This is a genomic window from Actinosynnema sp. NPDC002837 (assembly GCF_040295345.1).
Taxonomy (GTDB): Bacteria; Actinomycetota; Actinomycetes; order Mycobacteriales; family Pseudonocardiaceae; genus Actinosynnema.
Genome location: NZ_JBEOVG010000028.1, coordinates 63,956 through 90,108 on the forward strand (window position 1 = coordinate 63,956; position 26,153 = coordinate 90,108).

Genomic DNA, 26,153 nt, shown 5'->3' on the forward strand with positions numbered 1-26,153 from the left:
GTCAGCGCACCTCCCGCACGCGCACGCCGGCCGTGTCGGCGGTGAGCACCAGCGACGTGCCGTCGACCGAGATCCGGGTGCCCGGTGGCGCGGACCGCGACCCGGGTGTCACGTCCTCGAAGGAGATCCACGCGCCCTCGCGGGTGAACACGACCTCGTCGTCCACGAGTCGCACGCCGTCGCAGTCGTCGAAGTCCAAGGCGGGCAACGCACCCGTGCGCGGCACGAGCACCTCCCCCGGCACGTCGACCAGCAGCCGGGCCCGGACGTCCCGCGAGGACGCCCCGGCCAGCAGCTCGTACCGACCGGCCTCGACCACCCGGCGGCCGGTGACGACGTCCCAGTGCCACAGCTGGTCCGACCGCAGCTCGACCACCGCCGTCCCGCCCGGCTCGAGGTGGACCCGGTGGAACGACTGGAGCCTGCGCACCGGCAGCCGCACCCGCGAGTCGAGCGCCGCGGCGTACAGCTGCACGACTTCCGCGCCCGCGACGTCACCGGTGTTCGTGACCGAGACCGTGGCGACGCCGTCGGCCCACGTGAGGTCGGAGTACTCGAACTCGGTGTAGGACAGGCCGTGGCCGAACGGGAACAGCGGCTCGCCGGTGAAGTACAGGTACGTGGCGCCGGCCCGGATGATGTCGTAGTCGAAGATGTCCGGCAGGTCGTCGTCGGACCGGTACCAGGTCTGGGTGAGCCTGCCCGACGGGGAGAACGCGCCGAACAACGCCTCCGCGACCGCCCGGCCCTGCTCCTGCCCGCCGTGCGCGGTCCACACGATGCCCGGCAGGTGCTCCTCCTCGCCGTCCAGCGCGTACGGGTAGCTGCTCACGAGCACCAGCACCGTGTTCGGGTTCGCCTCCCGCACCGCGCGCACCAGGTCGAGCGACGGCAGGCGCAGCGTGGTGCGGTCCTCGGTCTCGCGGCCGTTGATGTGCGGGTCGTTGCCCAGCACCAGCACGACGGTGTCGGCCCGCGCGGCGACCTCCGCGGCGGCGGCGATCCCGTCCACCACGCGTTCGATCTCGAAGGGGGTGCTGTCCAGTCGAGCACCGCTGCCGTCCAGCGTTGCCGGGTCGTCGTCTCCGCCGACGGTGTTGCGCAGCACCACACCGCCGTCGGTGAGCCTGGGCTCGAACAGCTCGCGCACGTCCCAGCCGCCCGGCGTCGCGGCCGTGGCGACCAGCGAGCCGTCCTCCGCCACGCCCAGGTAGCGGCGGGAACCCACGTCCCGCAACGTCCACACGCCGTCGCCCCAGTCGAAGCGGTCGAACAGCGCCCGCTCCCCCAGGCCCACGACGCCGCCGCGCACGCCGAGGTAGCGGCCGTCCGCCGCGCGCAGCGCGATCCGGTCGACCCCCTCGACGTAGGCGACGGAGGAGGCGAACTCCTCCAGTCCCCTTCGGACGGTCACCTGGTACGGCGGGGTGCCGCTGTACCAGTCCTCGAACACCGCGTCCGCGTGCGTGCCGATGACGGCCAGCTTCGTGCCGCGCGCCAACGGCAGCGCGGACTCGTTGCGCAGCAGCACGACCGCCTGCCGCGCGGCTTCCAGCGCCAGCCCGCCGTGCGTGCCGATCACGTCGGAGGTGATGGCCCGGTAGGGGTTGACGTCCGCCGGGTCGTCCCGGTCCCCGGGCGCGGGGTCGAACTCGCCGAGCCGGAACCGCAGCGCGAGCACCCGGCCCACGGCCCGCTCCACCACCGCCCGGTCCAGCAGGCCGTCCTTGATCGCCGTGGTGACGCTCTCGACCGTCAACGTCGGGTCGGCGTCCTGGTCGGTGAAGCTGTCCAGGCCCGCGTTCAGCAACGCCGCGTGCCCCTCGGCCTGCGTCGGCAGGTACGCCTGCAACCCGGCCACGTTCGAGGGCGCGTAGGCGTCGCTGACGACCGCGAGACCGTCCGGCGCCCACGTCCGCAACTCCTGCTCGATCAACGGGCTCAGGTGCGCGGGACGGCCGTTGACCAGGTTGTACGACGGCATCACCGCCACCGCCGCGCCCGCCTCGACCGGGCCCCGGAAGCACGGCAGCTCGTACTCGTGCAGCACCCTCGGCCGGAGGTCGGACGAGGTGACGCAGCGGTCGTCCTCGTTGTTGTAGCCCAGGAAGTGCTTCAACGTCGGCGCTGTCCGCAGGTAGCGCGGGTGGTCGCCGCGCAGACCGCTCGCGTACGCCGTGCCCATCGCGGCGGTCAGCGTCGGGTCCTCGGAGTAGCCCTCCTCGTTGCGGCCCCAGCGCGGGTCGCGCAACGGGTTCACCACCGGCGCCCACACGTTCAGCCCGTGCGCGACCGGGTCCCGGTGGTGGAAGCCCCGCGCCTCCACGCCGACGGCCTCGCCGACCCGCCGCACGAGCTCGGTGTCCCACGAGGAACCCAGCCCGACCGCTTGCGGGAACACGGTCGCCACGCCGTTCCACGCGACGCCGTGCAGCACCTCCATGCCCGTGTGGAACGCCGCCAACCCCAGTCTCGGCACGGCGGGCTGGTGCTGGTGCAGCAGCGCCACCTTCTCCTCGTCGGTCAGCCGGCCGAGCAGGTCGGTCACCCTGTCCTCGACCGGCAGACCCGGGTCGCGGAACGGCAGCGGGTCCACGGCACACCTCTCGCGCTCGTCGAATTGTTCGAAGGTGCAGCTCACTGAATCGAATCGTTTCGATCGCTGCGACAACGCCGCCGACCGAGGTCAGCGGGGCGGGGTGCCAGAAATGTGGCACAGCTCTCTCGCCGGAGTCAACACCGAAGTTCGAAGGTCGTTCCGCCGGCGAGGCCCACGTCCGGACGCGGTCGACGATCGCGACGTCCCGGGACACGCCGAACACCCCCCTCACCACGTCGTGAGGGGGGTGTCGGCGACCTTCGCGGGTCTACCCGAACAGCTCCACGTGCAGCTGGAACGCCGTGGCGATCTCAGCTTGCGCCCAGAACCGGTGGTAGGTGAAGGTCGGCGCGGGGCCGCCGTCCAGGTACGCCTGGACCTTCGGCCAGTCCTTGTCCTGCTTGAACATCGAGCGGATGTCCACGAAGGACACACCGGGCTTGATCTGGTCGCCGTTGGGCATGTCGCCCGACCAGCCCGACGGAACGTAAGGACCCTCACGCGTCGACGTGTTGTAGACGTCGTCGAAGCGGTTGTAGTCCTTGCGCTGCTCCGGCACCGCGATGCCCTTGTCGTCCTTGTGCGACAACATCGCCGTCAAGAGGCCCTCACCGACGGTCTTCGCCTGGGCGTTGCCCGACTTGGCCGCGTAGTTGAGGAGCGTCTTGGCGTAGGACGCGGCGATGCCGACGTCCTGGCTGTGGTTGTCGACCGTGACGCGCAGGCCCGCGTTGGCGCCGGGGTTGGTGGCGTTCCAGTTGTCCGGAGCGCCCGTCCAGGTCAGGTCGTTCGGGATCTGGAACTGGCCGCCGGTGCCGACGGTGGTGTTCGCGATGGCCCAGGGGACCCACTTGTCGAGGATCTTCTTGGCCGTCGCGTTGCCGGTCTTCTCGTACAGGGCGGCGGTGCGCTCCATCTGCCACGCCTGGAAGCCGAACCAGCGGTTCGACGGCGGGTCGCGCCACACCGGGTGGGCGTCGTAGTACATGCCGTAGAAGGTCGGCGTGCCCGAAGGCGGCGCGCTGTAGGAACCCTCCCAGCTGTTGGTGACACCACCGGCGATGGCGCCGTCGGCCGACTGGAGCCACTGCAGCAGCTCCAGCTGGCGGGTCATCGACGTGGCCCAGTCCTGCTGGCCGGTCGCCGACTTCGGCTTCAGCGCGGGCACGTTCGCCAACGCGTAGGCCGCGAGCGGGTTCTGGTAGCCCTGGTGCGACGCGCCGTCACCGATGCGCCACGCCCAACCGGCGGACGTGTCGGTCGCGCCACCCCACGCGTAGTACCAGGACATCAGGTAGTGCGCGCTGTCCTTGCCGGTACCGGCCGCGCAGCTGGGGCTGGTGCAGTTGCCGATCTTCTTGAAGTACTTGTCGAACATGGCGTAGCGGAGGTAGTCGCCCATCTTGGCGGCCTTCTCCAGCTCGGGCGCGACCTCGCTGGCCTTGCCCTGCTCGGTCGCCCACTCCTGCGCCAGCATGGCCACCTGCACCGCACGCGCGTCGGCGTCCGGGGCGTTGGTGTACTTCCACTGCTTGGCGTAGCTGGCGTCCTTGGTGAACAGGTCGAGGAAGCCGTTGGGGCCACCGTGCGCGAAGGTGTCGCAGGACGGCTGCGGGATGGTCTCCCACACCGACTCCGACGAACCGCGCTGGTAGGTGTTGATGTACGCGGGCGCCGCGTCCGACTCGTCGCCGCACCGGCCGAAGCCGTAGGTGTTGTCGACGTCGAGCAGCCAGTGCATGCCGTAGATGTCGCTGTTGCCGTAGGCCGACTTCAGCTCGGCCGCGATCGGGTCGCGACCCACCGGCACGCCGGAGTCCAGCACCGACGGGTACTGGTCCATCCGCGGGTGCTCCGGCGCGTACGTCGCCGGCTTGGAGGCGTCGTACTTGTCGTTGGTGGGCTGGTCCGCCTTGGCCGGGATGATGTACTTCTCCATCGAGGCCCAGGCCTTCTTGAACGGCGCCCAGTCACCCACGATCTTGCCGTAGCTGGCCTCCAGCCACAGATAGTAGCTGAACGCCTCGGACGTGGTCTGGTGACCGTGGTCCGGCGCCTCGACCATCAGCGTCTCGATCGAGTGGTACGGCACCTTCAGGCCATCGGAGAAGGTGCGGAAGTAGCCGCTCGCCGGGTCGTTGATCTTGGCGTAGAGGTCCAGGAACTCCTGCTCGAACGGCGAGGTGTCGGCGCTGGTCTCGCGGACCTCGACCGTCGCCGCGGCCGCGCCGGTGGCGCTCGCCGTGAACGTGGCCGTGCCCAGCTCGCCGCCGTTGGCCGCGGAGGTGACCGTGACGTTCTGCTTCGTCGCCCAGTTGGACGGCGTGAACGTCAGCGACACGGGACCGGCCGTGAGGTCGGTGCTGCCGCCCGAGCGCGCCACGGTGACCGTGACGTTCGCGGTCGGCGCGGTGGCCAGGGAGACGCCGAAGGTGCCGGTGCCGCCCTGCCGGACGGTCAGCGACGCCGGGCTGGCCTGGATCGCCTGACCCGCGATGACGCGGATGCTCGCGATGCTGGAGTTGCCGATGCCGCCCTTGTCGTCCGTGGCGCGGGCCACGATCGCGTGCTCGCCCACGGTCGCGCCGGTCCACGAACCCGTGTACGGGGAGCTCGTGTCGGTCGCGACGACCACGCCGTCGGCCAGGAACTCGACCTTGGAGACGGTGCCGTCGGTGTCGGCCGCGGTGGCCGCCAGCGGGACCGCCTGGCCGGACTGGAACGTCTGCGCGGGCGTCGGCGAGGTCAGCGACACCGTCGGGTCGGCGTTGACGTTCGGCCCGGTGCAGCGGGTGCCGTTGAGGGCGAAGTCCGTGGGCGGCCGGTTCTGGCCGGTCCACGAGCCGTTGAAGCCCGGCGTGACGGTGGCGCCCGTGCCGAGGTTCGGGGCCCAACCCGGCGCCGCCACGGTGACCGCGGCGCCGCTCTGCGAGAAGGTGCCGTTCCAGCCCTGCTGGACGCGCTGCCCATCCGGGAAGGTCCACGTGAGGCGCCAGTTGTTCACCGGGTCGCCCTCGTTGCGGATGGACACGCTGGCGCCGAAGCCACCCTGCCACTGGTTCGTGACCTGGTAGTTGACCGTGCAAGCCACGGCCGCGTTCGCCACCGGCGCGACGAACGGCATAACACCCGCGGCAGTTGCCGCCGCGGCCATCAGCGCGAGCGGACCGGTGCGCAACCGTCCCGCTCTGGTGCGGTACCTCATGCGTCCTCCTCCTGCACGGATCAGCCATTGACCCGCGAGCTTGAAAGGGCGGGGCGGAGTGGAGTCGGCACGGGACGCCTGGGCGCGCAGAACGTCCCGTGCCGAGTCTGGGTGCTAGGGCTCCGTGCCCCAGGCGAGGGTTCCGCCGGTGTAGGCGGTCACCCGGTCGAAGTCGGTGAGGGTCGCGCTCACCCGGTAGCTGTGGTCGTCGGCCTGGTTGAAGGTCGACCAGTCGGACTTGGCCACCCGCAACTGGATGTCGCCGGTGCTCGCGCCCGCGGCGAGCGTGCCCGCGGTGAAGGACACCTGGAGGTAGGAGTCCGCGCCCGGCCGTGCGTTCGGCAGCTTCACGACGGTGGCGCGCACGTTGGCGCAGCCGACCACCGCCCAGTCGCAGAACACCTGGTAGTTGGCGTTGGCGGTGTCACCGGTGAACCAGTACCGGAGGGTGACGGTGGACCGGTCGACCGCCGTGGCGCCGCGGTTGACCACGGCGAGCGTCGCGCCGATCTGGTTGGCGCTCGCCGAGCCGTTGCCGCGCTGCTGCACGGCGACCGGGCCGCTCACGCCGCCCGGCGTGGTCCGGAACGTCACCGCGGTGCTCGCGGCGGAGACGTTGCCGGCGGCGTCCCGGGCTCGGACGGCGAAGGTGTAGGCGGTGTCGGCGGTGAGGCCGGTCAACTGGTGGCTCACGCCGGTCGTGGTGGCCGCGACCGAGCCGTCCGGGCGGACGATGTCGTAGCCCACCACGGCGTTGTTGTCGCTGGAGGCGGTCCACGTGATCGTCGCGCCGGTGCTCGTGATCGCGGAGGCGGTCAGTCCACCCGGGACGGTCGGCGCCTCGCGGTCGCCGTTGTCCGCCACGGTGATCACGATCGGCGTGCTGGCCGCGGAGGCGTTGCCCGCCGCGTCCTTGGCCCGCACCGAGAAGGAGTGCGAGCCCGGCGCGAGGCCGGAGAGGGGGAACGTCGGGGTGGCCGTGGCACCTACGACCGTGCCGTCCGCCCGCAGCACGTCGTAGCCGGCCACCCCGACGTTGTCGGTGGAGGCGTTCCAGCCCAGGGTGAAGGTGTTGTTCGGACCGGCGACCGCCCGCAGCCCGGTGGGGACGGTGGGCGCCTCGCGGTCCACCACCGCCGGACCGGGCTCCTTGCCCCACTGCACCTGGCCGTCCTGCACGAGCACCACGCGGTCGGTCAGCGCGACCGTGTTGCCCGTGCCCAGGCCCTCGTACGACCAGTCGTTGGACGGGTCCCAGGTGCCGGCGCTGGTGATGCGGAACTGGACCTCGTGCTTGTGCGCGGACTGGCCGCCGGGGTACACGCCGGGACACGGCACGTCCACGTAGTACACCGAGCCGCTGTGCTGCTTGGGCGCGCCCGGCGTGCCGCACTGGTTGTAGTTCGTGGTGACGGTGACCTGGTCGGGAGTGGTGGCGCCGTCGAGGGTGAAGTAGTAGCGCAGCGAGCCGTTGAACATCCGGGCGGGCCACGCGGTCTTGTTGAGCACGAACGCCTTGATCTCGGTGAAGCCGGTCGCGCTCTGGTTGACCGAGGCCTGCACGGTCAGCTCGGGGCCGTCGGTGGCCTCCGCGACCGGGAAGTTCGCCAGCGGCGTGCCGCCGTACTCCTTGTAGAGCCGGGCGAGCGCGCCGGTGAACCCGGCGTTGTAGTCCAGCGCGACCTCGTTGGCGACGAAGTCGGTGCGGTCGTCCTTGTAGGAGTCGTTGTTCGTGCCGGGGCCGCCGACCAGGGCGCCGTACAGCACGTGCCTGCTGGTGACGGGGTCCTGCATGGTGTCGGCCCACGCGCCGTGCGCGGTGCGGTGGTGCGGGTTGCGCGGCGGGGTGGCGCCGAAGCCGACGACGTAGCTGGCGTTGCGCGGGTTGTCGCCCAGCGCGTAGTTGATCTGCCGCGCGCCGAAGTCGTGGTAGGTGGTCGCCCTCGCGGCGTCGCGCTCGCGCAGCCAGTCGCTGTAGACCAGCGCGACGAACGCGGTGTTGGCCGCGTACCGCAGCGAGCCCCAGGTGTCCAGGTGCGCCTGGCCGCCCGGCGAGTAGCGCACCCGGTTGCCGTTGTAGCCGGTGGTCCAGTAGTCCAGCCACCGGTTCGCGTCGGCGACGTACTCGGCCTCGCCGGTCAGCTTGGCCAGCAGCACGTAGGCGCCGTAGGACTTGTCGTCCCACGCGATGGTCCACCGGTAGGACCGCGTGGTGGTCTGCGGCTCCGTGGACAGCTTCGGGTACTCCGCCTTGGCCTTGGCCAGGTAGCTCGCGTCGCCCGTGGCGCGGTACAGCCAGATCGCGCCCCACACGAGCTCGTCCTGGTAGCCGCTCCAGGAGTTGTAGAAGTTCGCCGAGTCGGTGATGCAGGCGCTGTACTTGCCGCGGTAGGTGTCGGCGAAGCTGTAGAGCTGCTTGGCGTGGGTCAGCAGCGTGGCGGCGTAGGTGGGATCGGTCGCCTTGAACACCATCGAGGCCGACGCCATCGCCGCGGCGTACTCGCCCGCCAGGTCCGAGCCGGGGCAGGACGCGTCCACTTTGTACGAGGGGCGCGCCATCTGCATGACCTCGGCCGCGCCCCACCACTTGTGGTCGTCGTCGCCCTTGCCGACCTGCCCGTACACCACGTTGGGCGACGGGTGGGCCTTGATGATCCAGTCCGTGCCCCACTTGAGGTTCGCCATCAGGTGCCGCAGCTGGCCCGAGCTCTCGTAGGCGTCGCGGTTCTCCACCGCGCCCCACGCCAGCATCGACATCGTGGCCGCGAACGGCAGGCCGAACTTGACGTGGTCGCCCGCGTCGTAGAAGCCGCCCGAGAGGTCGAGGCCGACGTCGCTGCCGTCGCGCAGCGCGGAGTCGCCGCGCCAGTTCACCCGGTTGTCCGCGGGCAGGTCGCCGGACCGCTGGGCGTCGTAGAACCAGATCGACTTCTGCAGGGCCTCGCCGTAGTTGAACGCGGGCGCGGCCGTCGCGGACGGCTGGAACGGGGTCAGCGTCAAGGCGCTGACCAGCACGGCTAGCGTGCCGGCCAGCGCACCGGACATGCGTCGTCGCATGCGGTGCCTCCGAGGGGCAGGGCGGTGGAGGTTTCTGGGAGCGCTCCCAGTCCGGGACTGTAACGGCAACGAAACACCGTGAAAAGAGGGTTCAGCCACAAAGCCTTGACAAATTCGGCTTGCAGGCGTCCCGCCTCTGCGCCGAACGGTGGCCGGCGCTGGACCGAATGACCCAGCGTGGGGGAGCGCTCCCAGAACGTGACCACGGCTCGGCGCTACCTCGCCCGGCAGGTCAGCTCGGGCGTGACCGCCGAGCCGCTCGCGGTGTACCCGAAGGACCCCGAAGCCCCGGGTGCGAGCGTGCCGTTCCAGCCGACGTCGTCCACGGACACCGAGGTGCCGGACTGGGTCAGCGTGCCGTTCCAGAGCGAGTTGATCGTCTGGTCGCCGGGCCTCGTCCAGGTGACCGTCCAGCCGTTCAGCCGAGCGGTTCCGGTGTTGGCGACGGTGACCTCGGCCTGGAACCCGCCTTGCCAGGAGCCGGCGAGGCGGGCCGTGGCCACGCAGCCGCCGGGCGGGGGCACGGAGGTCGTCGTGGTCGTCGTGGTCGTGGTGGTGGTCGTCGTCGAGGTGGTGGTGCTGGTCGGCGTGGTGCTGGTGGTGATGGGGCGGTAGCTCAGGCCGTGCCCGAGCGGGTAGAGGGCGGCCTTGCCGTCACCGGCGTTGATCGGCTGCTGCGAACCGCTGTTCATCCAGGTCATGGGCAGCTTGCCGGTCGGGTTGTAGTCGCCGAACAGCACGTCCGCCACGCCGCGGCCCTCGGTGCCGGGCAGCCAGGAGGCGAGCAGCGCGTCCCAGTCGCCGACCTGGTTCGCGATGTCCAGCGGGCGTCCGGACACCAGCACGACGACCACCGGGATGCCCGCCGAGCGGAGCCGGTTGATCGTCTCCAGGTCCTCGCGGTCCAGGCCGAGGCCGTACGGCCGGTCGCCCTGCCCCTCGGCGTACGGGGTCTCCCCCACCACCGCGATGGCCGCGTCGTACGAGCCGTCCACGCCCGCGCCGTACCGGTCGTGGGTGATCGACGCGCCGGAGCCGACCAGGTCGCGGATGCCCTGGAGGATCGTGGTGCCGGGCGTGGTGTTGCCGCTGCCGCCCTGCCAGGTGATCGTCCAGCCGCCGCTCTGGTTGCCGATGTCGTCGGCCGACTTGCCCGCGACGAAGTACCGGCCGGACTTGGCCAGCGGCAGCACGCCGTCGTTGCGCAGCAGCACCTGCGACTGCCGCACGGCCTGGCGGGCCAGGTCGCGGTGCGCGGCCGAGCCGACCGTCGAGGTCAGCGAGCGGTCGGTGAGCGGGCGCTCGAACAGGCCGAGCTCGAACTTCTTGGTCAGGATGCGGCGGTTGGCGTCGTCGATGCGGGCCGTGCTCACGCGACCGGCCTGCACCTCGGCCTTGAGCAGGCTGATGAACCGCCGGTAGTCGGTCGGCACCATGACCATGTCGATGCCCGCGTTGACCGCCGCGGCGACCTCGGCGCCGGTGAACCCGGTCGCGCCGTCGATCTGGTCGATGCCCGCCCAGTCCGAGACCACGAAGCCGGTGAAGCCGAGCTCGGTCTTGAGCAGGTCGGTGATCAGGTAGCGGTGACCGTGCGCCTTGACGCCGTTCCAGCTGCTGTAGGAGATCATCACGGAGCCGACGCCGCGCTCGACGGCGGCCTTGAACGGCGGCAGGTGCACCGTGCGCAGCTCCTGCTCGGTGATCCGGGCGTCGCCCTGGTCGTCGCCCGCGGCCGTGCCGCCGTCGGCGATGAAGTGCTTGGCGGTGGCGAGCACCGAGCCGGGCGTGCCGCCGAGGGTCGCGCCCTGCAACCCGTCGATGTAGCTGGTCATCGCGGTGGGAATCTCCGGCACCTCGCCGAACGACTCGTAGGTGCGGCCCCACCGGTCGTCGCGCGCGACGCACAGGCAGGGCGCGAAGTTCCAGTCGATGCCGGTGCCCGCGACCTCCTTCGCGGTGGCCTCGCCGATGCGCTGGACCAGCCCGGGGTCGCGCGTGGCGCCCAGGCCGATGTTGTGCGGGAAGATCGTCGCGCCGCGCACGTTGTTGTGCCCGTGCACCGCGTCCACGCCGTAGACGAGCGGGATGCCCAGCGGCGTGGACATGGCCGTGCGCTGGAAGTTGTCGTACATGTCGGCCCATGACTGGGGCGTGTTCGGCGTCGGCGCGGAGCCGCCGCCCGAGAGCAGCGAGCCGATCCGGTAGGTGGCCAGGTCCGCGGTGGAGCCGAGGGCGCCGCGGTCGACCTGGGTCATCTGGCCGACCTTGTCGTCCAGCGACATGCGGGCGAGCAGCTGCTCGACCCGCGGGTCGGCCTGGGCCGCCACCTGCGCGGTGGCGACCGGCCGCAGGTGCGGCACCAGCACGGTGGCGGCGAGGGCGACGGCCGCCAGGAGGGCCGTCGTCGCGGCCACCGCGACAGGTCGGGAGGGAGTGCGCGTCATTGCGTTGCCTCCGGGGCGAGAACAGGGTCCGGGAGAGTGCTGGGAGCGTTCCCAGACTAAGAATGTCCGGTTCTGTGCACCAGTGATGAGCTTTTCGGCGTATTGCCACGGCGACCGCACGGCGTAATTCGACAAATTTTCGACATCAACTTCGACTCCGCCGTGACCTGGGTCTCAGTAACCTGATCGGAGCAGTCGACCCAGGAAATGCTCACCCTCAGTGGCGAACCGCGCGTTCGTCGGCGGCTGACCCGTCTCAGGCACTGTTCATCCGGCGTTTTCTTCACGGACCGTGAGAAACGGCGGGGGTCACCGGTGGATCACGACCTCTTTTCTTCACCGTTTCCGACTGGCTACAGTCCTGCCACCTGGGAGCGCTCCCAGCCGAAGTCCGCCCCCGTTCAGCACCGACGCTGCGAGGACCTTCCGATGCGAGCACACAACGCCCACGAATCCGGCACCGACGTCCGACGGCCACGCCACAAGGCGAGGCTGGCCGCGGCGGGCGCGCTCTCCAGCGCTCTGGTGGCCAGCGCCGTTGCCCTGGTCCTCGGCGGCGGCGCGACGACCGCGCAGGCGGCCGACTCGGCGTTCTACGTCGACCCGAACACCTCGTCCGCGAGGTGGGTCGCGCAGAACCCCAACGACTCGCGGGCGGCGGTGATCCGGGACCGGATCGCCTCGGTTCCCGCGGCGCGGTGGTTCACCACCACCAACACCTCGACGGTGCGTTCGGAGGTCAACTCCTACGTCGGCGCGGCGGCGTCGGCCGGGAAGATCCCGATCATGGTGGTCTACAACATCCCGAACCGCGACTGCGGTGGCGCCAGTGGCGGCGGCGCGCCCTCCCACGAGGCCTACCGCGCCTGGGTGGACGAGGTCGCGGCGGGGCTGGCGGGTCGGCCGGCGTGGATCGTGCTCGAACCGGACGTACTGCCGATCATGAGCAACTGCCAGAGCGCCGACCAGCAGAACCAGACCAGGGCGTCGATGGCCTACGCGGGCAAGAAGCTCAAGTCGGGTTCCGGGCAGGCCAAGGTGTACTACGACATCGGCAACTCGGCGTGGCTGTCCCCGTCGGAGGCCGCCAACCGGCTGCGCGCCGCCGACATCTCCAACAGCGCCGACGGCATCGCGTCGAACGTGTCGAACTACCGCAGGACGTCCGACGAGGTGGCCTACACCAAGAACATCCTCAACGCCGTCGGCGACGGCAGGCTCACCGCCGTGATCGACACCAGCCGCAACGGCAACGGCCCGCTGGGCACCGAGTGGTGCGACCCCGCCGGGCGCGCCATCGGCACGCCCAGCACGACCAGCACCGGCGACTCCCGCATCGCCGGGTTCCTCTGGGTCAAGCTGCCCGGCGAGGCCGACGGCTGCATCGCACAGGCGGGCCAGTTCGTGCCACAGCGCGCCTACGACCTGGCCATCGCCGCCGGCCCGACGTCCACCACCACGACGACGTCCACCACTACCTCCACGACCACGAGCACCACCACTACTACTTCCACGACCACTTCCACCACGACCACCACTCCGCCTCCAGGGGACGGATGCAGGGTGACGCACCGCGTGGTGAGCCAGTGGTCGGGCGGTTACACCGGCGAGATCGTCATCGAGAACCGGGGCGCGGCCCTCACCGGCTGGACCCTGACGTTCTCCGCGCCCGGCGTGACCGTTTCCCAGGGCTGGAACGGGACGTGGACCGACGGCGGCGACATCGTCCGCGTCGGCAACGCGTCCTGGAACGGCGGACTCGCGACCGGTGGTACCGCGACCATCGGTTACAACGCGAGCTTCAGCGGCGGTACCCCACCGTTCACTTCTCCCACTTTGAACGGTGTGGCGTGCGGCTGACGCCGTAGCCCAGCCCTCAAGCGGCTCCCCTCCCCGACTGGCAGTCAACGGGAGGGGAGCCGCTCTCCTTATATCCTTGTGCACGTGACCGAACCGATGTCCGTCGCCGCGCGCGAGGCGCTGTCGACCGACCCGTCCGCGCCCGCCGAGGCGTTGGCGGCGCTCGCCGACGACCCGAGCCCGGTGGTCCGCGCGAACCTGCTCACCAACCCGGCCGTGCCCGCCGACCTGCGCTACCAGGTGCACGCGTCGCTGTCGGCGGAGGCGGCGTCCGGTGACCGCGAGGCGGAGAACGCGCTGGCGTGGGTGCGCTACGACCGTTCCGGCCGCACCGCCTGCGACCGGCCGGAATGACCGCCCCCGGGATGAGCGACCGCTGCCCGTGCGGCCGGGGTGAGCCCTACGAGGAGTGCTGCGGCCCGTTGCACCAGGGGCGGCGCAAGGCGCCGACCGCGGAAGCCCTCATGCGCTCCCGCTACAGCGCGTTCGCGGTGGGCGACGAGGACTACCTCCTGGCCACGTGGCACCCGACGACCCGGCCGGCGTCGCTGGACCTGGACCCGGACCAGCGCTGGACCCACCTGGAGATCCTCTCGCACACCGGCGGCACCCCGTTCCAGACGACGGGCACGGTCGAGTTCCGCGCCCATTACCGCTGGCAGGGCCACCGCGACGAACTGCACGAGAACAGCCACTTCGTCCGCGAGGACGGCACCTGGTTCTACGTCTCCCCCGCCTGAAACACCGGCCGCCGCCAGGACGATCTACCGGACATGGTCGAGCAGGCTGATGGCAGCTTAGGGATCTACGACGCTTTTCCTGGTTATCGCCGCCCGGCCGAGGACGAGTTGGCCGACGCCCTCCGCTCCGCGCTGGTCGTGGTCGACGCGAACGTCCTGCTCAACCTGTACCGGTACAACGAGTCGACGCGCGACGACCTGCTCGGGCTGCTGCGCGGGGTGGGTGACCGGCTGTGGGTGCCGCACCAGGTGATGCGCGAGTTCTGGCGCAACCGGCTGACCGTGCTGGCAGGCCGTGCGGTGGCCACCGACCAGGTGCTCACCGCGCTGGGCAAGCAGCAGCGGGCCGCTGACGACGCGTTGCACCAGTGGGCGAAGACCACGGCGTTGGCCGACGCGGTGCGCGACGACCTCGTGCGCAAGGTCGCCAAGCTGCACCAGGACCTGGTGGACGTCATCGGATCACACACCCCGGCGTCGCCCGATTCGCCGGGGGTGCCGGGACGCGAGCCGGTGCTCGACCAGTTGGAAGCGCTCCTGCGCGGCAAGGTGGGCGCGAAGCCCGAGCCCACCCGGTGGACCGAACTGGTCAAGGAGGGCAAACGACGTGCCGCCGCGAAGGAGCCACCCGGCTACCTCGACGCGGGCAAGGACGAGTCGAACCTGCCCGAGGGCGCGGCCGGCGACTACCTCGTCTGGGCGCAGGCGGTCCAGGAGGCGGCGCGGCGTGACGCGGACCTGCTCTTCGTGACCGGTGACGAGAAGGAGGACTGGTGGTGGCGCTACCGGTCGGAATTCCTCGGTCCGCGCGTCGAGCTGGTGGAGCAGTTCGCCGCCGCGTCCGGCAAGCAGCTCTACATGATGCGGCCCGTCGACCTCCTCAAACGGGCGGCGGCGATCGAGGTCGAGGTGCGCAGCGAGTCCGTGAGCGACGTCGCGCGGGTGAGCGAGAGCCAGGAGAGCGCGACCTGGACGCCCGCCGGCGTGGCCGAGCTGCTCCGGCAGCTCGACTTCGAGGAACGACCACAAGCCGAGGTCATCCGTCAGGCGGCCAGACAGGAGGGGTGGATCGATCGCGAGACGATTTACCGGATCGGCGGGTTCAACGACGAACGGTCGCTGCGAGGCTTCACCAAACCGACCGCACGCATCACGCGCATGCTGCAGAGCCGCGGCATCGTGGCAGAGGGTGTGGAGCCCGCGCTGACCCCGGCCTACAACGGCGTCACGGCGTTCGCGTTCCACATCCCGGTCGAGATGGTGGCCATCCTAGAGAACGAGCCCGACGAGGTTGACCTGGACGGAGTTCCGGACTAGCGCGGTGCGTTCTGGGAGCCCCGGACGCCGGTGGCGGAGCCGCGCGGGAGGGTGCAGGCGGCGTCGGTGTTGAACGGGCCGACCGACGTGTCCAGGCCGCTCTTGCGCGGGGTGGCCTCGTAGCCCGCGGTGCACGGTGGGGGTTCGAAGAACGTCAGCGCCAGGCCGAACCGGGCCTGGCCGGACGCGACGGTCGACGCGCCCACCGACACCGCGTCCGGCACGGTCACCAGGACTTCCTCCAACGCCCCCTGCCGGGTGACGAGGACGTCCGCCGTGGTCAGGAGGTTGGCCAGCACGATGCCGAGGTTGGGCCCCGACTCCCGCAGCAGGGCGCTCACCTCCGCCGACGCGCCCGGCACGGCCCCGATCAGCCGCCGCAGGTCGCCGTCCGACTCACGCAGCCGTGACGCGACCAGCAGCGCGCTGTCGGCGAACGAGTTGATCGCGGCCGAGTGGTCCAGCTGGGTCCGCAGCACGGCGACGGAGTCGTCGAGCAACCGCGTGGTCTGCGGCAGGTGCGCGCCGGCCGTCCCGATGAACTCGGTCGTGGCGTCCAGCAGCACCTGGAGATCCGGCCCGGTGCCCCGCAACGCCTGGTCCAGCTCGTCCACGACGGTCCGCAGCGACTCGACCGGCACCGAGCGCGCCAGGTCGTCCAGGCTGGTCAGCACCTGCTCCACCGGCAGCGGCAGCCTGGTCCGCGACCGCTCGATCACCGAACCGTCGCCCAGGTACGGCCCGCTGTCCCGGCGCGGCCGCAGGTCGACGTACTGCTCGCCCACCGCCGAGCGGTTCGCGACCACCGCCTCCAGGTCCACCGGGATCGGCGGCGCGCCCGCCGCGATGCGCAACTCGACCTCGACCTGCCCGTCACCCAGCCGGATCGGCCCGACCCGGCCCACCGGCACACCCCGGTACGTCACCTCGCCGCCGGTGAACAGGCCACCGGTGCGGGCCAGCTCCAGCCTGACCGCGTAGCCGTCGTCCACCACCACGAGCCCGACGTACTTCGCGCTCACGTACGTGACGCCGAGCAGCGCGATGACCGCGAACAGCGCGACCTGCAACCGGATCCGCCGGGTGATCATCAACGCCCTCCGGGCTTCAGGGTCAGGTAGGTGTTGAGGTAGTCGCCCTTGATGCCGTCGAGCACGGCGTCGGTGAACGGGAACGTCAGCAGCATCTCCAGCGACTGCGGCAGGTTCTGCCCGGACTCGGCCAGCCGCCGCAACGTCGGCTCCAGCGCCCGCAGGTCGGCCACCAGGTCCTCACGGCTGCGGTTCACCGTGTCCACCGCGACGTCGGACAGCTCGCGCAACGCGTTCAACAGCCCGACCAGCTGCCCGCGCTGGTCGTTCAGCACCCGCAGACCCGGCTCCAGCCCGTCCAGCACCTCGCCGATGTCGCCCTTGCGCGCCTCCAGGGAGGACGCGAGCTTGTCCATCCCTTCGAGAGCGCGCGTGATCTCGCCCTTGTGCGAGTCCATCGCGCCGACGAAAGAGTCCACAGTGGACAGCAGGGACCGCACCGCGGCCTCGTTGCCGGACAGCGCGGCGCTCAGCTCCCGTGAGATGTCCCGGATCTGCGCGATGCCGCCGCCGTTGAGCAGCATCGACAACGCGCCGAACACCTCCTCCACCTCGGGGTTGCGGTTGGTCCGCGTCACCGGGATCACCGCCCCGTCCACCAGCGGCGACGCCGACCGCTCGTCGGGCACGGCCAGCTCCACGTACTTCTCCCCCAGCAGGCTCGACTGCCGCAGCCGGGCGAGGGCGTTCGACGGCAGCAGCACGTCACCGCGCACCGCGACCCGCACCAGCGCCGTGGAGCCGTCCTCGGACAACCCGATGTCCTCGACCTTGCCCACCGCCACGTCGTCCACCTTCACGCCGGCGTGCGGCACGAGGTCGAGCACGTCGTCGAACTCGACGGTCACCCGGTACGGCCGGTCGCCGAGGTCCGCGCCGCCGGGCAGCGGCAGGTCGTACGCGCTCGGCATCGCCGAGCACCCCGTCAGCACCAGGACGAGCCCCACCGCCGCCAGCCGCCTCACCGCGCACCTCCGGGAACGCTCAGCAGGTCGGTCACGAACTCGTTCAGGTTGGCGCGCGCGTTCAACGTCCCGGTCGCCGGGTCGTAGGCGTTCACCACGTTGTGCAACGCGACCGGCGCGACCTCCAGCATCTCGGTCAACGACTCCTGTTGCCGCACCAGGGTCCCGGTCAGCACGGCCAGGTCGTCCACACTGGACTTCACGCGCTCGCGGTTGTCGTGCACGAAACCCCGCACCTGCTCCAGCGCGGTGGCCAACTCGCCCAACGCCGCGCCCAGGTCGTCCCGCTCGGCGGCGAAGAACCCGGACACGTCGGCCAGCTGGTCGGCCAGCCGCCCCACCTGCTCGTCGTTCGCCGCGAGCATCGAGGTGAACGACTGGAGGTTGTCCACGGTCCCGAACAGGTCGTCCCGCGACCCGGCCAACGTCTTCGCCGCGTCCGCGAGCTGCCGGATCGACTCGCCCAGCGCCGCGCCGGTCCCGTCCAGGTTGGCCGCGCCCGTGTTCAGCAGGTCGGACAACGCGCCCTCGCGGTTGGCCCCGTTCGGGCCGAGCGCGGTCAGCAGCGTGTCCAGGCTCGTGTACAGCTCGTCCAGCTCGACCGTGCCCGCGGTGCGCGCGCTGGTGATCACGGCCCCGGGCGCGATCTTGTCGCCCCCGGTGTAGACGGGCGTGAGCTGCACGTACCGGTCGGCCACGATGTTCGGCGACACGACCACGGCACGGGCGTCGGCGGGCACTTCCACGCCGTGGTCCAGTTCGAGGTCGACCCGCACCGACCCGCCCTCGGGCAGCACGCCGACCACCCGGCCGACCGGCACGCCGAGCACCCGCACGTCCGAGCCCTCGTACACGCCGACGGCGGCGGTGAAGTAGGCGGCGACCCGCGTCGGCGAAGGCCGCAGGAAGATCCACCACACGACCGCCGCCGCCACGAGGACCAGCACGGACCCCTGCGCCAGCGCCACGACCAGGCGGCGACCGCCCCGCGTCCGGGCGAACATCAGCGGCCTCCCGTCGGGCAGTCGCGCCGCGCGCCCGGGTCGACCACGAGCCCGCACAGGTAGGTGTCCACCCACTGGCCGTTGCCGAGGGAGTTGTTCAGCACCCGGTAGTACGGCCCGGCCAGCGCGAGGCCCCGCTCCAGCGCGTCCTGGTTGGCCCGCAGCACGTCGGTGACCCGTTCCAGCTGCTCCAACGCGGGCCGCAGCTGCTCGGAGTTGTCGGCGACCAGGCCGGACAGCTGCCGCGACAGCGCGCGGGTCCCGTCGAGCAGCGCCGCGATCGCGTCACGGCGGCGGCCGACCTCCTCCAGCAGCAGGTTGCCGTCCGTGATGAGCGCGGCGAAGTCGTTGTTGCGCTCCGCCAACACCCCGCTGACCCGGTTCGCGCCCGTGATCAGCGACGCCAGCTGCTCGTCGCGCGAGGAGATGGTCTTCGACAGCGCCGACAACCCTTCCAGCGCCTGCTTCACGTGCTCCGGCGAGTCGCGGAAGGTGTCCGAGAGCACCTGGAAGCTCTCCGCGAGCCGGTCGGTGTCGATCTCGCCGAGCGTCGTCGACAGCCCGCTGAACGCCTCGATCACGTCGTAGGGCGAGGTGGTGCGCTCGACCGGGATGGTGTCGGTGAGCGGGTCGCGGCCCTCCGAGTCGAGCGCCAGGTACTTCTGCCCGAGCAGGGTCTTGATCCGGATCTCGGCCCGGCTGCGGTCGCCCAGCTCGACACCGGCGACCCGGAACGTCACCCGCACCCGGCCCCCGTGCAGCTCGACGTCGGTCACCTCGCCGACCTTCAGGCCCGCGACGCGGACCTCGTCGTCCACGCGCAGGCCGGCCGCCTCGGTGAACTCGGCGGTGTGCTCCACGCCGCCGCCGAAGAACGGCAGGTCCTCCAGGAAGAAGGTGAGCAGGGCGGTGATCGCGATGACCAGGAGGCCTACGGCTCCCAGCAGCACCGGTCTGCGTTCGATCCGCTGGGGCGTCATCGGTGGCACCTCGATTCGGTGACGGGGATGCCGACCGGCGGTCCGCCGGGCGCGGGCGGGGCCTCGGAGGAGGCGAAGCACAGGTAGAAGTTGAGCCAGGAGCCGTAGGACGCGGTGCGGCCGATGGCCTCGAACTTCACCGGCAGGTTGCGGATGAACGGCTCCAGCTCGGGCGCGTCGCCGAGGTTGCCCGCGAGCAGCCCGAGCGCGGCGATGTCGTCCTTGAGCGGTTGGCGTCCCTGCTCCAGCAGCGACGCCGTGCTGTCGCTCAACGCGGCCAGGCCGGTGATGGCGTTGCCGATCGGCTCGCGGTCGGCGGCGAAGCCGGACACCAGCTGCCGCATCGAGGTCAGCAGCTCGCCGAACCGGTCGTCCCGCGAGTTCACCGTCTCCAGCACCGCGTTCAGGTTCTCCACCACCTTGCCGATGACGTCGTCCTTGGCGGCCAGCGCGGAGGTGAGCGACGCGGTGTGCGCGAGCAGGCTCTCCACCGTGCCGCCCTCGCCCTGCAGCACCTGGACGATCTCGTGCGACAGCTTGTTGACGTCCTCCGGGTCCAGCGCCTGGAACAGCGGCTTGAACCCGTTGAACAACGTGGTCAGGTCCAGTGCCGGGGTCGTCCGCTCGACGGGGATCAGGCCCCCGTGCGGCAGCTTCTCCCCCATCCGCCCGGCGGGCTGCTCCAGTGCGACGTACCGCTGGCCGACCAGGTTGCGGTACTTGATGGTGGCGGTGACGTCGGCGGACAGCGACCGGCCGTCGGCGACCGAGAACGACACGTCGACCAGCTCGTCGTCCACCAGCTCCATCGACTCGACCTGGCCGACCTTCACCCCGGACATGCGCACGTCGTCGCCCTCGGCCAACGCCGTGACGTCGGTGAACCGGGCGGCGTAGACCGCGGCGGAGCCGACCTGGCTGCCCGCGATGGTCGCCGCGAGGAAGCCGGTCGCGGCGACCGTGACCACGACGAACACCAGGAACTTGGTCAGCGGCGCGGCGACGTTCCTCATCGGCCACCCGCCGTGAGCAGACGCGCCCAGTCGGGCACCTGGTCGGGGGCGACCGCGTTGACCGGACCGGACGGGCAGTGCGGACCACCGCCCCGGCGGTGCACGGGGTCGTCGCGGCCGGGCACGTACTCCTGCCCCGGCGGCACGACCGTGATCTCCGCGTGCACGCCCGGCTGGTCGGTGCCCTTGCCGAGCACCTGGTCCATCCGCGGCCGGATGGCGTTGACCGCGCCGAGCACGCACCCGAACTCGGGCGAGTAGGTGGCGAACAGCTCGAACGTCGGCCGTGACCGGTCCGCCAGCGCCACCACGGTCTCCCCGTTGGCGCGGAGGAAGCCGGTCAGGTCGGCCGAAGCGGTGGTGAGGCTGGCGTACACGGCGTCGAGGTCGGCGCGTTGCTCGGCGATCGTGCGGCTGACCGCGGTGGCGTCCGCCAACGCCCGCACCAGGTCCGGGCCCGCGTCCGCGTACACGCCGGTGACGTCGGCGAACGCGGTGATGTCCTCCTTGAGCACGGGCAGGTGCGGGTTCAGCTCGCGCAGGTAGGCGTCGAGGTCCACGATCGCCTGCCCCAGGGTCGCGCCGCGCCCGTCCAGCGCCCGCGCCATCGACGTCAGCGCGGAGGACAGCTTGTCCGGCCGCACGGCCTGCAACGTCGGCAGCAGGTCCGCGAGCACCCGTTCCAGCTCGATCGCGCCGGACGTGCGGTCCTGCTCGATCACGGCGCCGTCGTCGAGCGCGCCGGCGGGGTCGTCCGGGAGCTCCAGGCTGACGAACCGCTCGCCGAACAGCGTCTTCGGCAGCAGCCGGGCGGACACGTTCGCCGGGATGCGGCCGACCTGGTCCGGGCGCAGCCCGAGCTCGACCTCGGCGCCGTCGCCGTGCGAGCGGATCGCCCGCACCTCGCCGACCAGCACGCCGAGCAGCTTCACGTCCGACTCGGCCTGGAGCTGGTTGCCGACGTGGTCGGTGCGCAGCAGCACGGTCACCCGGGACGTGAACACCTTCTGGTACGCCGCGACGGACAAACCGCACAGCGCGACCAGGAGGGCGGCGAACAGCAGCCCCAGCAGGCGACGGCGCAATGCCACGGGTATTCTCCGAATGGGTGATGGGAATAGTCCGAAATAACGTTACCGACGAGTACGGTACTAACGGACGTGCCACCGCACAAGCAACCGCAAATCCTTGTCAAGCGCATGACAAAATCGGTTCGCGAAACACTCACCTGGATGCACAAACCCGATCGGGGCCTGGCGCCCCGGCCCGCGGTGCGGCTAACAATGATCGGCGTTGTCGAGAATCGGGGGTGCCCGCGTGTCACAGCTGCCGCACTGCGTCCGGGTGCTCCACCGCGCCGGAATGGTCCAAGCGCACCGGCCCGATCGGGCGCTGCGGTCGCTGGTCGAGGTGCGCGCGTGGGGCCCGCTGCTCGGGTCGGTGCTCCGCGCCGCGCGCGAGCAGCCCGACGCCACGGCGGTGATCGACGAGACCGGCCCGTGCGGCTACGCCGACCTGCACGAGCGGTCCGCGGCGCTGGCCCGCGCCCTGCACGCGGCCGGCATCGGCGCGGGGCACGTGGTGGCCGTGCTGTGCCGCAACCACCGCGGGCCGGTGGAGGCGATGCTGGCGTGCGCCCGCATCGGCGCGCGGGTGCTGCTGCTCAACACCGGGTTCGCCGGGCCGCAACTGGCGGACGTGGTGCGCCGGGAACGGGTGGCCGCGCTGGTGCACGACCCCGACTTCGAGCCCGTGCTGGCGGAGGCGCCGCCCGCGGTGGCCAGGTTCTCCACCGGCGACCTCGACCAGCTGATCCGGTCGGCGCCCGACCGCGAGCCGCCACGACCGGCGCGGCCGGGCGACGTCGTGCTGCTCACCAGCGGCACCACCGGGACGCCCAAGGGCGCGCACCGGGAGGTGCGCTCGCCGTTCGCCGCGGTCGACTTCCTCGACCGCGTGCCGCTGCGGTCGCGCGAGGTGACGGTGATCGCCGCGCCGGTGTTCCACGGCATCGGCTTCGCGCACCTGGTCCTGGCGATGGGCCTGGGTTCGGCGGTGGTGCTGGCGCGCAGGTTCGACGCGAGCCGGACGGTGGAGTCGGTCGCGCGGCACCGGGCCACCGCGTTGATGCTCGTGCCGACGATGCTCCAGCGGATCCTCGACCTGGGCCCGTTGGAGCTGGAGTCGCACGACCTGTCGACGTTGCGGGTGGTGCTGAGCTCCGGGGCGGACCTGCCGGCCCCGCTGGCCGCCGAGGCGACCAAGCGGTTCGGCGACGTCGTCCACGACCTGTACGGGTCGACCGAGGTGGCGGTGGCGACCGTGGCCACGCCCGAGGACCTGCGCGAGGCGCCCGGCACGGTCGGCCGCCCGCCCCGCACGTGCCAGGTGCGCGTCTACGACGACCAGGGTCGCCGGATCACCGAGCCGGGCGTGGTCGGCCGGGTGTTCGTGGGCAGCCGGCTGCGGTTCAGCGGCTACTCCGGCGGTGGCGGCAAGGACGTCGTCGACGGCCTGGTGAGCACCGGCGACCTGGGGCACTTCGACCGGAGCGGTCGGCTGTTCGTCGACGGCCGGGAGGACGACATGATCGTCTCCGGCGGCGAGAACGTGTACCCGGGCGAGGTGGAGAACCTGCTGGCCACGCACTACCAGGTGCGGGAGTCGGCGGTGGTCGGCGTGCCCGACGCGGAGTTCGGGCAGCGGCTGCGCGCGTTCGTGGTGCCGGTGCCCGGCGCGCGGGTCGACCCGGAGGAGCTGAAGCTGTTCGTGCGCGACCGGCTGGCCAGGCACAAGGTGCCCCGCGAGGTCGTGCTGACGGCGTCGCTGCCGCGCAACGCGACCGGCAAGGTGCTGCGCCGGCAGCTCCGCTAGCGCCGTTCTTGTCATGCGACGCACGACAACACTGGCGACTTTGTCACGGGAGTGCGCCCTGGTTGACAACTTTTCTTGATCAAAAATACAGTGTTCGGAATCACACCCGACCGTTTGGTGGTGGGCGAACAGCATGAACAGAACCGGAGAACTCCGAGCCTCCGAGTTACCGCTCATCGGGAACGCGGACCTGTGGGAGCAACTGCCCGCCGACCTCGCGCCGAAGTTCCGCGCCAGGGCCGGCGACGTGGCCGTGGACATGGTCCGGGAAATCCAGAACCAGATCGCCGAATATTCACAGAAGTTGGAGGGGATGTTCGGCCAAGTGGTGGTCGAGGGGGTGGAACAGGCGATACACCAGTTCATCGACCGGATGGTCGACCCGACCGCGCAACGGGAGGACCGGGCCAAGCTGTTCCGCCTGCTCGGCAAGCTCGAGGTCAGCGCCGGGCGCAGCCTCGACCTGCTGCAGACGGCGTACCGGATCGGCGCCCGGGTGGCGTGGCGGCGGATCTCCGAGTTCGGGCAGACCGAACGCGTGCCGCTGGCCACCATGTGCCTGATCGCCGAGGCGATCTTCGCCTACATCGACGAGCTGTCGCTGCGGTCGATGGAGGGCTACGCCGAGGCGCAGGCCCGGCACGCGGGCGCGTTGCAGCGGCGGCGCAAGCGATTGCTGGAACTGCTGCTGGGCGAACCGGGCTACCACCCGAACGCGCTGGCCGAGCTGGCCGAGGCGGCGCACTGGCCGTTGCCGGAGAAGGTGCTGGTGGTGGCGCTGGAACGGCGCACCGACCAGCACCAGCTGCCGATACCGGTGCTGCACGAGGACATCCTGATGGACCTGGAGGGCAGCGAGCCGTGCCTGCTGCTCACCGACCCCGAACGGCAGCTGGTCGCGTTGGAGCAGAAGCTCGGCGGGTGGCGCGCCGCCGTCGGGCCGATCGTGCCGCTGGCGTCGGCGCGGCAGTCGCTGCGCTGGGCGCGCCGCACCATCACGCTGATCCAGTCGGGCGTGATCGCGGACCGGCCGATGGTGGACACCACCGAGCACCTGTCGACGTTGCTCCTGCTCGGTGACGAGGAGCTGGTGAGGGAGCTGGTGAAGCGGACGCTGGCGCCGCTGGAAGGGCTGACGCCGAAGCAGCAGCAGCGGATGCGGGAGACGATGACCGCGTGGGTGGAGACGCGCGGCAGCGCGCCGGAGGTCGCGTCGAGCCTCGCCGTGCACCCGCAGACGGTCCGCTACCGGTTGCGACAGCTGGAGGAGCTGTTCGGGGCGAAGCTGCACGACCCGGACGCGTTGTTCGACATGGGCATCGCGCTGCGGGCGCTGCGATTGCTGGGCGGGGCGGGGGGACAGCCGCGCAGGCTCGGTCCGGCGGGTCCGCCGGGGTTCACGGGGTCCCCGGGAGCAAGGTCAGCGTGAGGTCGATCGTGTTGCCCGGTCCCGAGATCAGACCGGTCAGCAGCGGGTCGAGCCGCTCGCGGCCCTGGCAGCCACCGAAAGGCGGGATCGTGTAGACGCCCTTCATCCGCATCTTCGCCAGCTCGAACGGACCCTCCAGGTCGATCGACGCGGGTTCGACGGTCTGGCACGCCTGCCCGACGTCCAGCGGCTGCTCGTTGACGGCGACCTCGCTGAGCTTGACGACGACCCTGGCGTTCGCCTTGACGTAGCCGTCCTTGATCGTGCCGACGACCTTGGCGACCGGGATCAGGTCGGTGCGCGCGGTGTTGGGCACGAAGCCGAACACGATGAAGTAGCCGAAGCTCGGCGGCAGCGAGAGGTCGCCGGTGATGGTGCCGTCGACGAGGTCGATCTCGGCTTCGAGGGTGCCGGGGCCGAGGGCGAGGTCGGACTGGAGCTTGTGGATCCGGCTCACCCCCTCGACCTCGTAGAAGACCTTGATGCCGGCCGTCGACACCGGCGCGCGCACCTCGGCGTGGCGAACCACCCACGTCGGGGTCAGTGCCGCGCCCAGCAGCGCGGCGACCGCGGCCAGCACCACCGCGACCCTCACCGCACGGCTCCGCTCATTCTCCGAAACTACTTTCCCGGACGCGGCCCGCACAAGCGCCGATCAATGATTTGTCATGTGCGTGACAAACCTTTCCAGCGCTTTTATCGCACCTCTGACACAGCCGGGCAAACGTGAAAGAAATACTTGCCGAGCCTGCGCGACAAAGCTACTTTACTGACGAGTAGCCTTCCGTCGCCCATCGCACACCCCTGTTTTCCGCACTGCTCTCGACGAGGAGACGCACATGCTGAAACTCACTGGCCGTAGGGTCGTCGGCGCGCTCGCGGCCGCCATCGCCGTCGTCGGATCGGTGGCGTTCGCCGGCGCGGGCACCGGCATGGCCGCCACCAAGAGCCTGACCCTGTCGTACAGCTGCCCGTTCCCGTTGATCGGCACGCAGGACGTGACCGTCCGCATCACCGTGGCCGACCTGGCCGACTCCGCGGTGGTCGGCCAGCCCGTCCCGCCGACGAGGGTGACCGCCATCGCCACGGTGCCGTCGAGCGCCACCCTCGGGCTCAGGCTGGTCGGCGCGACGACCGTGGAGGGCACCGCCGTCGCGAGCACCGCGGTGGACAACGCGGGCGCGGTGCAGGACGTGGTGGCCAACCTCGTGGTGGCCAAGACGAACATCCCGGCGTCCGGCTCGTTCAACACCATCGCCACGGGCGGCACGGCGCCGGTCACCTTCACCAGGGCGGGCACGACCACGGTCCGGGTCGGCGCCTTCAGCACCACGTTGACGCCGCGCCGGGCCGACGGCAGCTTGACCGGCCTCGGCACGTTCACCTCCGCCTGCACGCTCAAGGCGAACCAGAACACGCTGCTCCACACCTTCACCGTGTCGGCGGCCTGACCGTCGTCGACGGCACCGGGCAGTAATCCGACCGCGGTCCGGCGCCGCGAGAACGCCACCCCCCCCCCACGTTAAAAAGAGATGGCAGGAGAGTTTATATCTGGCGAGACGAAGTAAGAGT

Annotated in this window: 18 protein-coding genes and 1 pseudogene; 7 read left to right on the forward strand and 12 right to left on the reverse strand. The window is 71.1% G+C overall.

Annotated elements, in window-relative coordinates:
* Position 1: 1 nt before the first annotated feature.
* The 5 genes and pseudogenes from ABTZ99_RS20765 to ABTZ99_RS20785 form a co-directional block, all read right to left on the reverse strand.
* Complete coding sequence (locus tag ABTZ99_RS20765) at positions 2 to 2,596, reverse strand: beta-glucosidase family protein (RefSeq protein ID WP_498775736.1); 2,595 nt, start codon at positions 2,594 to 2,596, stop codon at positions 2 to 4.
* A 271-nt stretch (positions 2,597 to 2,867) separates the two neighbouring features.
* Positions 2,868 to 5,804 carry a glycoside hydrolase family 48 protein gene (locus tag ABTZ99_RS20770; RefSeq protein WP_498775734.1) on the reverse strand — a complete coding sequence of 979 codons (2,937 nt, stop codon included), beginning with the start codon at positions 5,802 to 5,804 and terminating at the stop codon, positions 2,868 to 2,870.
* A 114-nt stretch (positions 5,805 to 5,918) separates the two neighbouring features.
* Positions 5,919 to 8,861, reverse strand: a complete 2,943-nt coding sequence (locus ABTZ99_RS20775) for a glycoside hydrolase family 9 protein (RefSeq protein WP_498775732.1) — start codon at positions 8,859 to 8,861, stop codon at positions 5,919 to 5,921.
* A gap of 215 nt (positions 8,862 to 9,076) precedes the next feature.
* Complete coding sequence (locus ABTZ99_RS20780) at positions 9,077 to 9,385, reverse strand: cellulose binding domain-containing protein (RefSeq protein WP_499613098.1); 309 nt, start codon at positions 9,383 to 9,385, stop codon at positions 9,077 to 9,079.
* 84 nt (positions 9,386 to 9,469) lie between these two features.
* Positions 9,470 to 11,308 (reverse strand): annotated as a pseudogene (locus tag ABTZ99_RS20785) (glycoside hydrolase family 3 protein); the annotation flags it as partial.
* A gap of 429 nt (positions 11,309 to 11,737) precedes the next feature.
* Here ABTZ99_RS20785 and ABTZ99_RS20790 point away from each other — a divergent pair.
* The 4 genes from ABTZ99_RS20790 (at position 11,738) to ABTZ99_RS20805 (ending at position 15,225) form a co-directional block, all read left to right on the forward strand.
* Positions 11,738 to 13,168: a glycoside hydrolase family 6 protein gene (locus tag ABTZ99_RS20790; RefSeq protein ID WP_499613065.1), complete on the forward strand. Its 1,431-nt coding sequence runs from the start codon at positions 11,738 to 11,740 to the stop codon at positions 13,166 to 13,168.
* 84 nt (positions 13,169 to 13,252) lie between these two features.
* Positions 13,253 to 13,522 (forward strand): hypothetical protein, encoded by a 270-nt coding sequence (locus tag ABTZ99_RS20795; RefSeq protein ID WP_498775728.1) that lies wholly within the window; start codon positions 13,253 to 13,255, stop codon positions 13,520 to 13,522.
* An 11-nt stretch (positions 13,523 to 13,533) separates the two neighbouring features.
* Positions 13,534 to 13,908 carry a YchJ family protein gene (locus tag ABTZ99_RS20800; protein WP_499613069.1) on the forward strand — a complete coding sequence of 125 codons (375 nt, stop codon included), beginning with the start codon at positions 13,534 to 13,536 and terminating at the stop codon, positions 13,906 to 13,908.
* Positions 13,909 to 13,941: 33 nt separating this feature from the next.
* Positions 13,942 to 15,225 carry a PIN-like domain-containing protein gene (locus tag ABTZ99_RS20805; protein ID WP_499613072.1) on the forward strand — a complete coding sequence of 428 codons (1,284 nt, stop codon included), beginning with the start codon at positions 13,942 to 13,944 and terminating at the stop codon, positions 15,223 to 15,225.
* Here the strand turns inward: ABTZ99_RS20805 and ABTZ99_RS20810 are convergent.
* Genes ABTZ99_RS20810 through ABTZ99_RS20835 form a run of 6 tightly spaced genes read right to left on the reverse strand, consistent with a single transcriptional unit; the run spans position 15,222 to position 21,369 of the window.
* Complete coding sequence (locus tag ABTZ99_RS20810; RefSeq protein WP_498775722.1) at positions 15,222 to 16,316, reverse strand: MCE family protein; 1,095 nt, start codon at positions 16,314 to 16,316, stop codon at positions 15,222 to 15,224. The genes ABTZ99_RS20805 and ABTZ99_RS20810 overlap by 4 nt on opposite strands.
* Positions 16,316 to 17,281 carry an MCE family protein gene (locus tag ABTZ99_RS20815; protein ID WP_499613075.1) on the reverse strand — a complete coding sequence of 322 codons (966 nt, stop codon included), beginning with the start codon at positions 17,279 to 17,281 and terminating at the stop codon, positions 16,316 to 16,318. The genes ABTZ99_RS20810 and ABTZ99_RS20815 overlap by 1 nt, the downstream gene beginning before the upstream one ends.
* Positions 17,278 to 18,285: an MCE family protein gene (locus tag ABTZ99_RS20820; RefSeq protein ID WP_498775718.1), complete on the reverse strand. Its 1,008-nt coding sequence runs from the start codon at positions 18,283 to 18,285 to the stop codon at positions 17,278 to 17,280. The genes ABTZ99_RS20815 and ABTZ99_RS20820 overlap by 4 nt, the downstream gene beginning before the upstream one ends.
* Entirely contained in the window at positions 18,285 to 19,265 is a 981-nt protein-coding gene (locus ABTZ99_RS20825) for an MCE family protein (RefSeq protein WP_499613079.1), read from the reverse strand. Before ABTZ99_RS20825 ends, ABTZ99_RS20820 begins: the two co-directional genes overlap by 1 nt.
* Entirely contained in the window at positions 19,262 to 20,278 is a 1,017-nt protein-coding gene (locus ABTZ99_RS20830) for an MCE family protein (protein ID WP_499613081.1), read from the reverse strand. Before ABTZ99_RS20830 ends, ABTZ99_RS20825 begins: the two co-directional genes overlap by 4 nt.
* Positions 20,275 to 21,369, reverse strand: a complete 1,095-nt coding sequence (locus tag ABTZ99_RS20835) for an MCE family protein (RefSeq protein WP_499613084.1) — start codon at positions 21,367 to 21,369, stop codon at positions 20,275 to 20,277. Before ABTZ99_RS20835 ends, ABTZ99_RS20830 begins: the two co-directional genes overlap by 4 nt.
* Positions 21,370 to 21,595: 226 nt before the next feature.
* On the opposite strand from ABTZ99_RS20835, the gene ABTZ99_RS20840 reads away from it, so the two are divergent.
* Together ABTZ99_RS20840 and ABTZ99_RS20845 are read left to right on the forward strand one after the other, a co-directional pair.
* The gene (locus ABTZ99_RS20840; protein WP_499613087.1) at positions 21,596 to 23,152 is read left to right on the forward strand and encodes an AMP-binding protein; all 1,557 of its coding nucleotides are present in this window, start codon (positions 21,596 to 21,598) and stop codon (positions 23,150 to 23,152) included.
* A gap of 133 nt (positions 23,153 to 23,285) precedes the next feature.
* Complete coding sequence (locus ABTZ99_RS20845) at positions 23,286 to 24,581, forward strand: PucR-like N-terminal domain-containing protein (protein ID WP_498775708.1); 1,296 nt, start codon at positions 23,286 to 23,288, stop codon at positions 24,579 to 24,581.
* Here the strand turns inward: ABTZ99_RS20845 and ABTZ99_RS20850 are convergent.
* Positions 24,550 to 25,176, reverse strand: coding sequence for a hypothetical protein (locus tag ABTZ99_RS20850; protein WP_499613090.1), 627 nt, complete (start codon positions 25,174 to 25,176; stop codon positions 24,550 to 24,552). The two genes, ABTZ99_RS20845 and ABTZ99_RS20850, sit on opposite strands and share 32 nt — an antisense overlap.
* 244 nt (positions 25,177 to 25,420) lie before the next feature.
* On the opposite strand from ABTZ99_RS20850, the gene ABTZ99_RS20855 reads away from it, so the two are divergent.
* Positions 25,421 to 26,032, forward strand: coding sequence for a DUF6801 domain-containing protein (locus ABTZ99_RS20855; RefSeq protein ID WP_498775704.1), 612 nt, complete (start codon positions 25,421 to 25,423; stop codon positions 26,030 to 26,032).
* The last annotated feature ends 121 nt before the right edge of the window (positions 26,033 to 26,153 follow it).

Coding starts and splice junctions, on each gene's coding strand:
- ABTZ99_RS20770 (WP_498775734.1), bottom strand. CDS start 5,804: ATGAGGTACCGCACCAGAGCGGGACGGTTGCGCACCGGTCCGCTCGCG.
- ABTZ99_RS20820 (WP_498775718.1), bottom strand. CDS start 18,285: ATGTTCGCCCGGACGCGGGGCGGTCGCCGCCTGGTCGTGGCGCTGGCG.
- ABTZ99_RS20825 (WP_499613079.1), bottom strand. CDS start 19,265: ATGACGCCCCAGCGGATCGAACGCAGACCGGTGCTGCTGGGAGCCGTA.
- ABTZ99_RS20805 (WP_499613072.1), top strand. CDS start 13,942: ATGGTCGAGCAGGCTGATGGCAGCTTAGGGATCTACGACGCTTTTCCT.
- ABTZ99_RS20830 (WP_499613081.1), bottom strand. CDS start 20,278: ATGAGGAACGTCGCCGCGCCGCTGACCAAGTTCCTGGTGTTCGTCGTG.
- ABTZ99_RS20810 (WP_498775722.1), bottom strand. CDS start 16,316: ATGATCACCCGGCGGATCCGGTTGCAGGTCGCGCTGTTCGCGGTCATC.
- ABTZ99_RS20800 (WP_499613069.1), top strand. CDS start 13,534: ATGAGCGACCGCTGCCCGTGCGGCCGGGGTGAGCCCTACGAGGAGTGC.
- ABTZ99_RS20790 (WP_499613065.1), top strand. CDS start 11,738: ATGCGAGCACACAACGCCCACGAATCCGGCACCGACGTCCGACGGCCA.
- ABTZ99_RS20845 (WP_498775708.1), top strand. CDS start 23,286: ATGAACAGAACCGGAGAACTCCGAGCCTCCGAGTTACCGCTCATCGGG.
- ABTZ99_RS20855 (WP_498775704.1), top strand. CDS start 25,421: ATGCTGAAACTCACTGGCCGTAGGGTCGTCGGCGCGCTCGCGGCCGCC.
- ABTZ99_RS20775 (WP_498775732.1), bottom strand. CDS start 8,861: ATGCGACGACGCATGTCCGGTGCGCTGGCCGGCACGCTAGCCGTGCTG.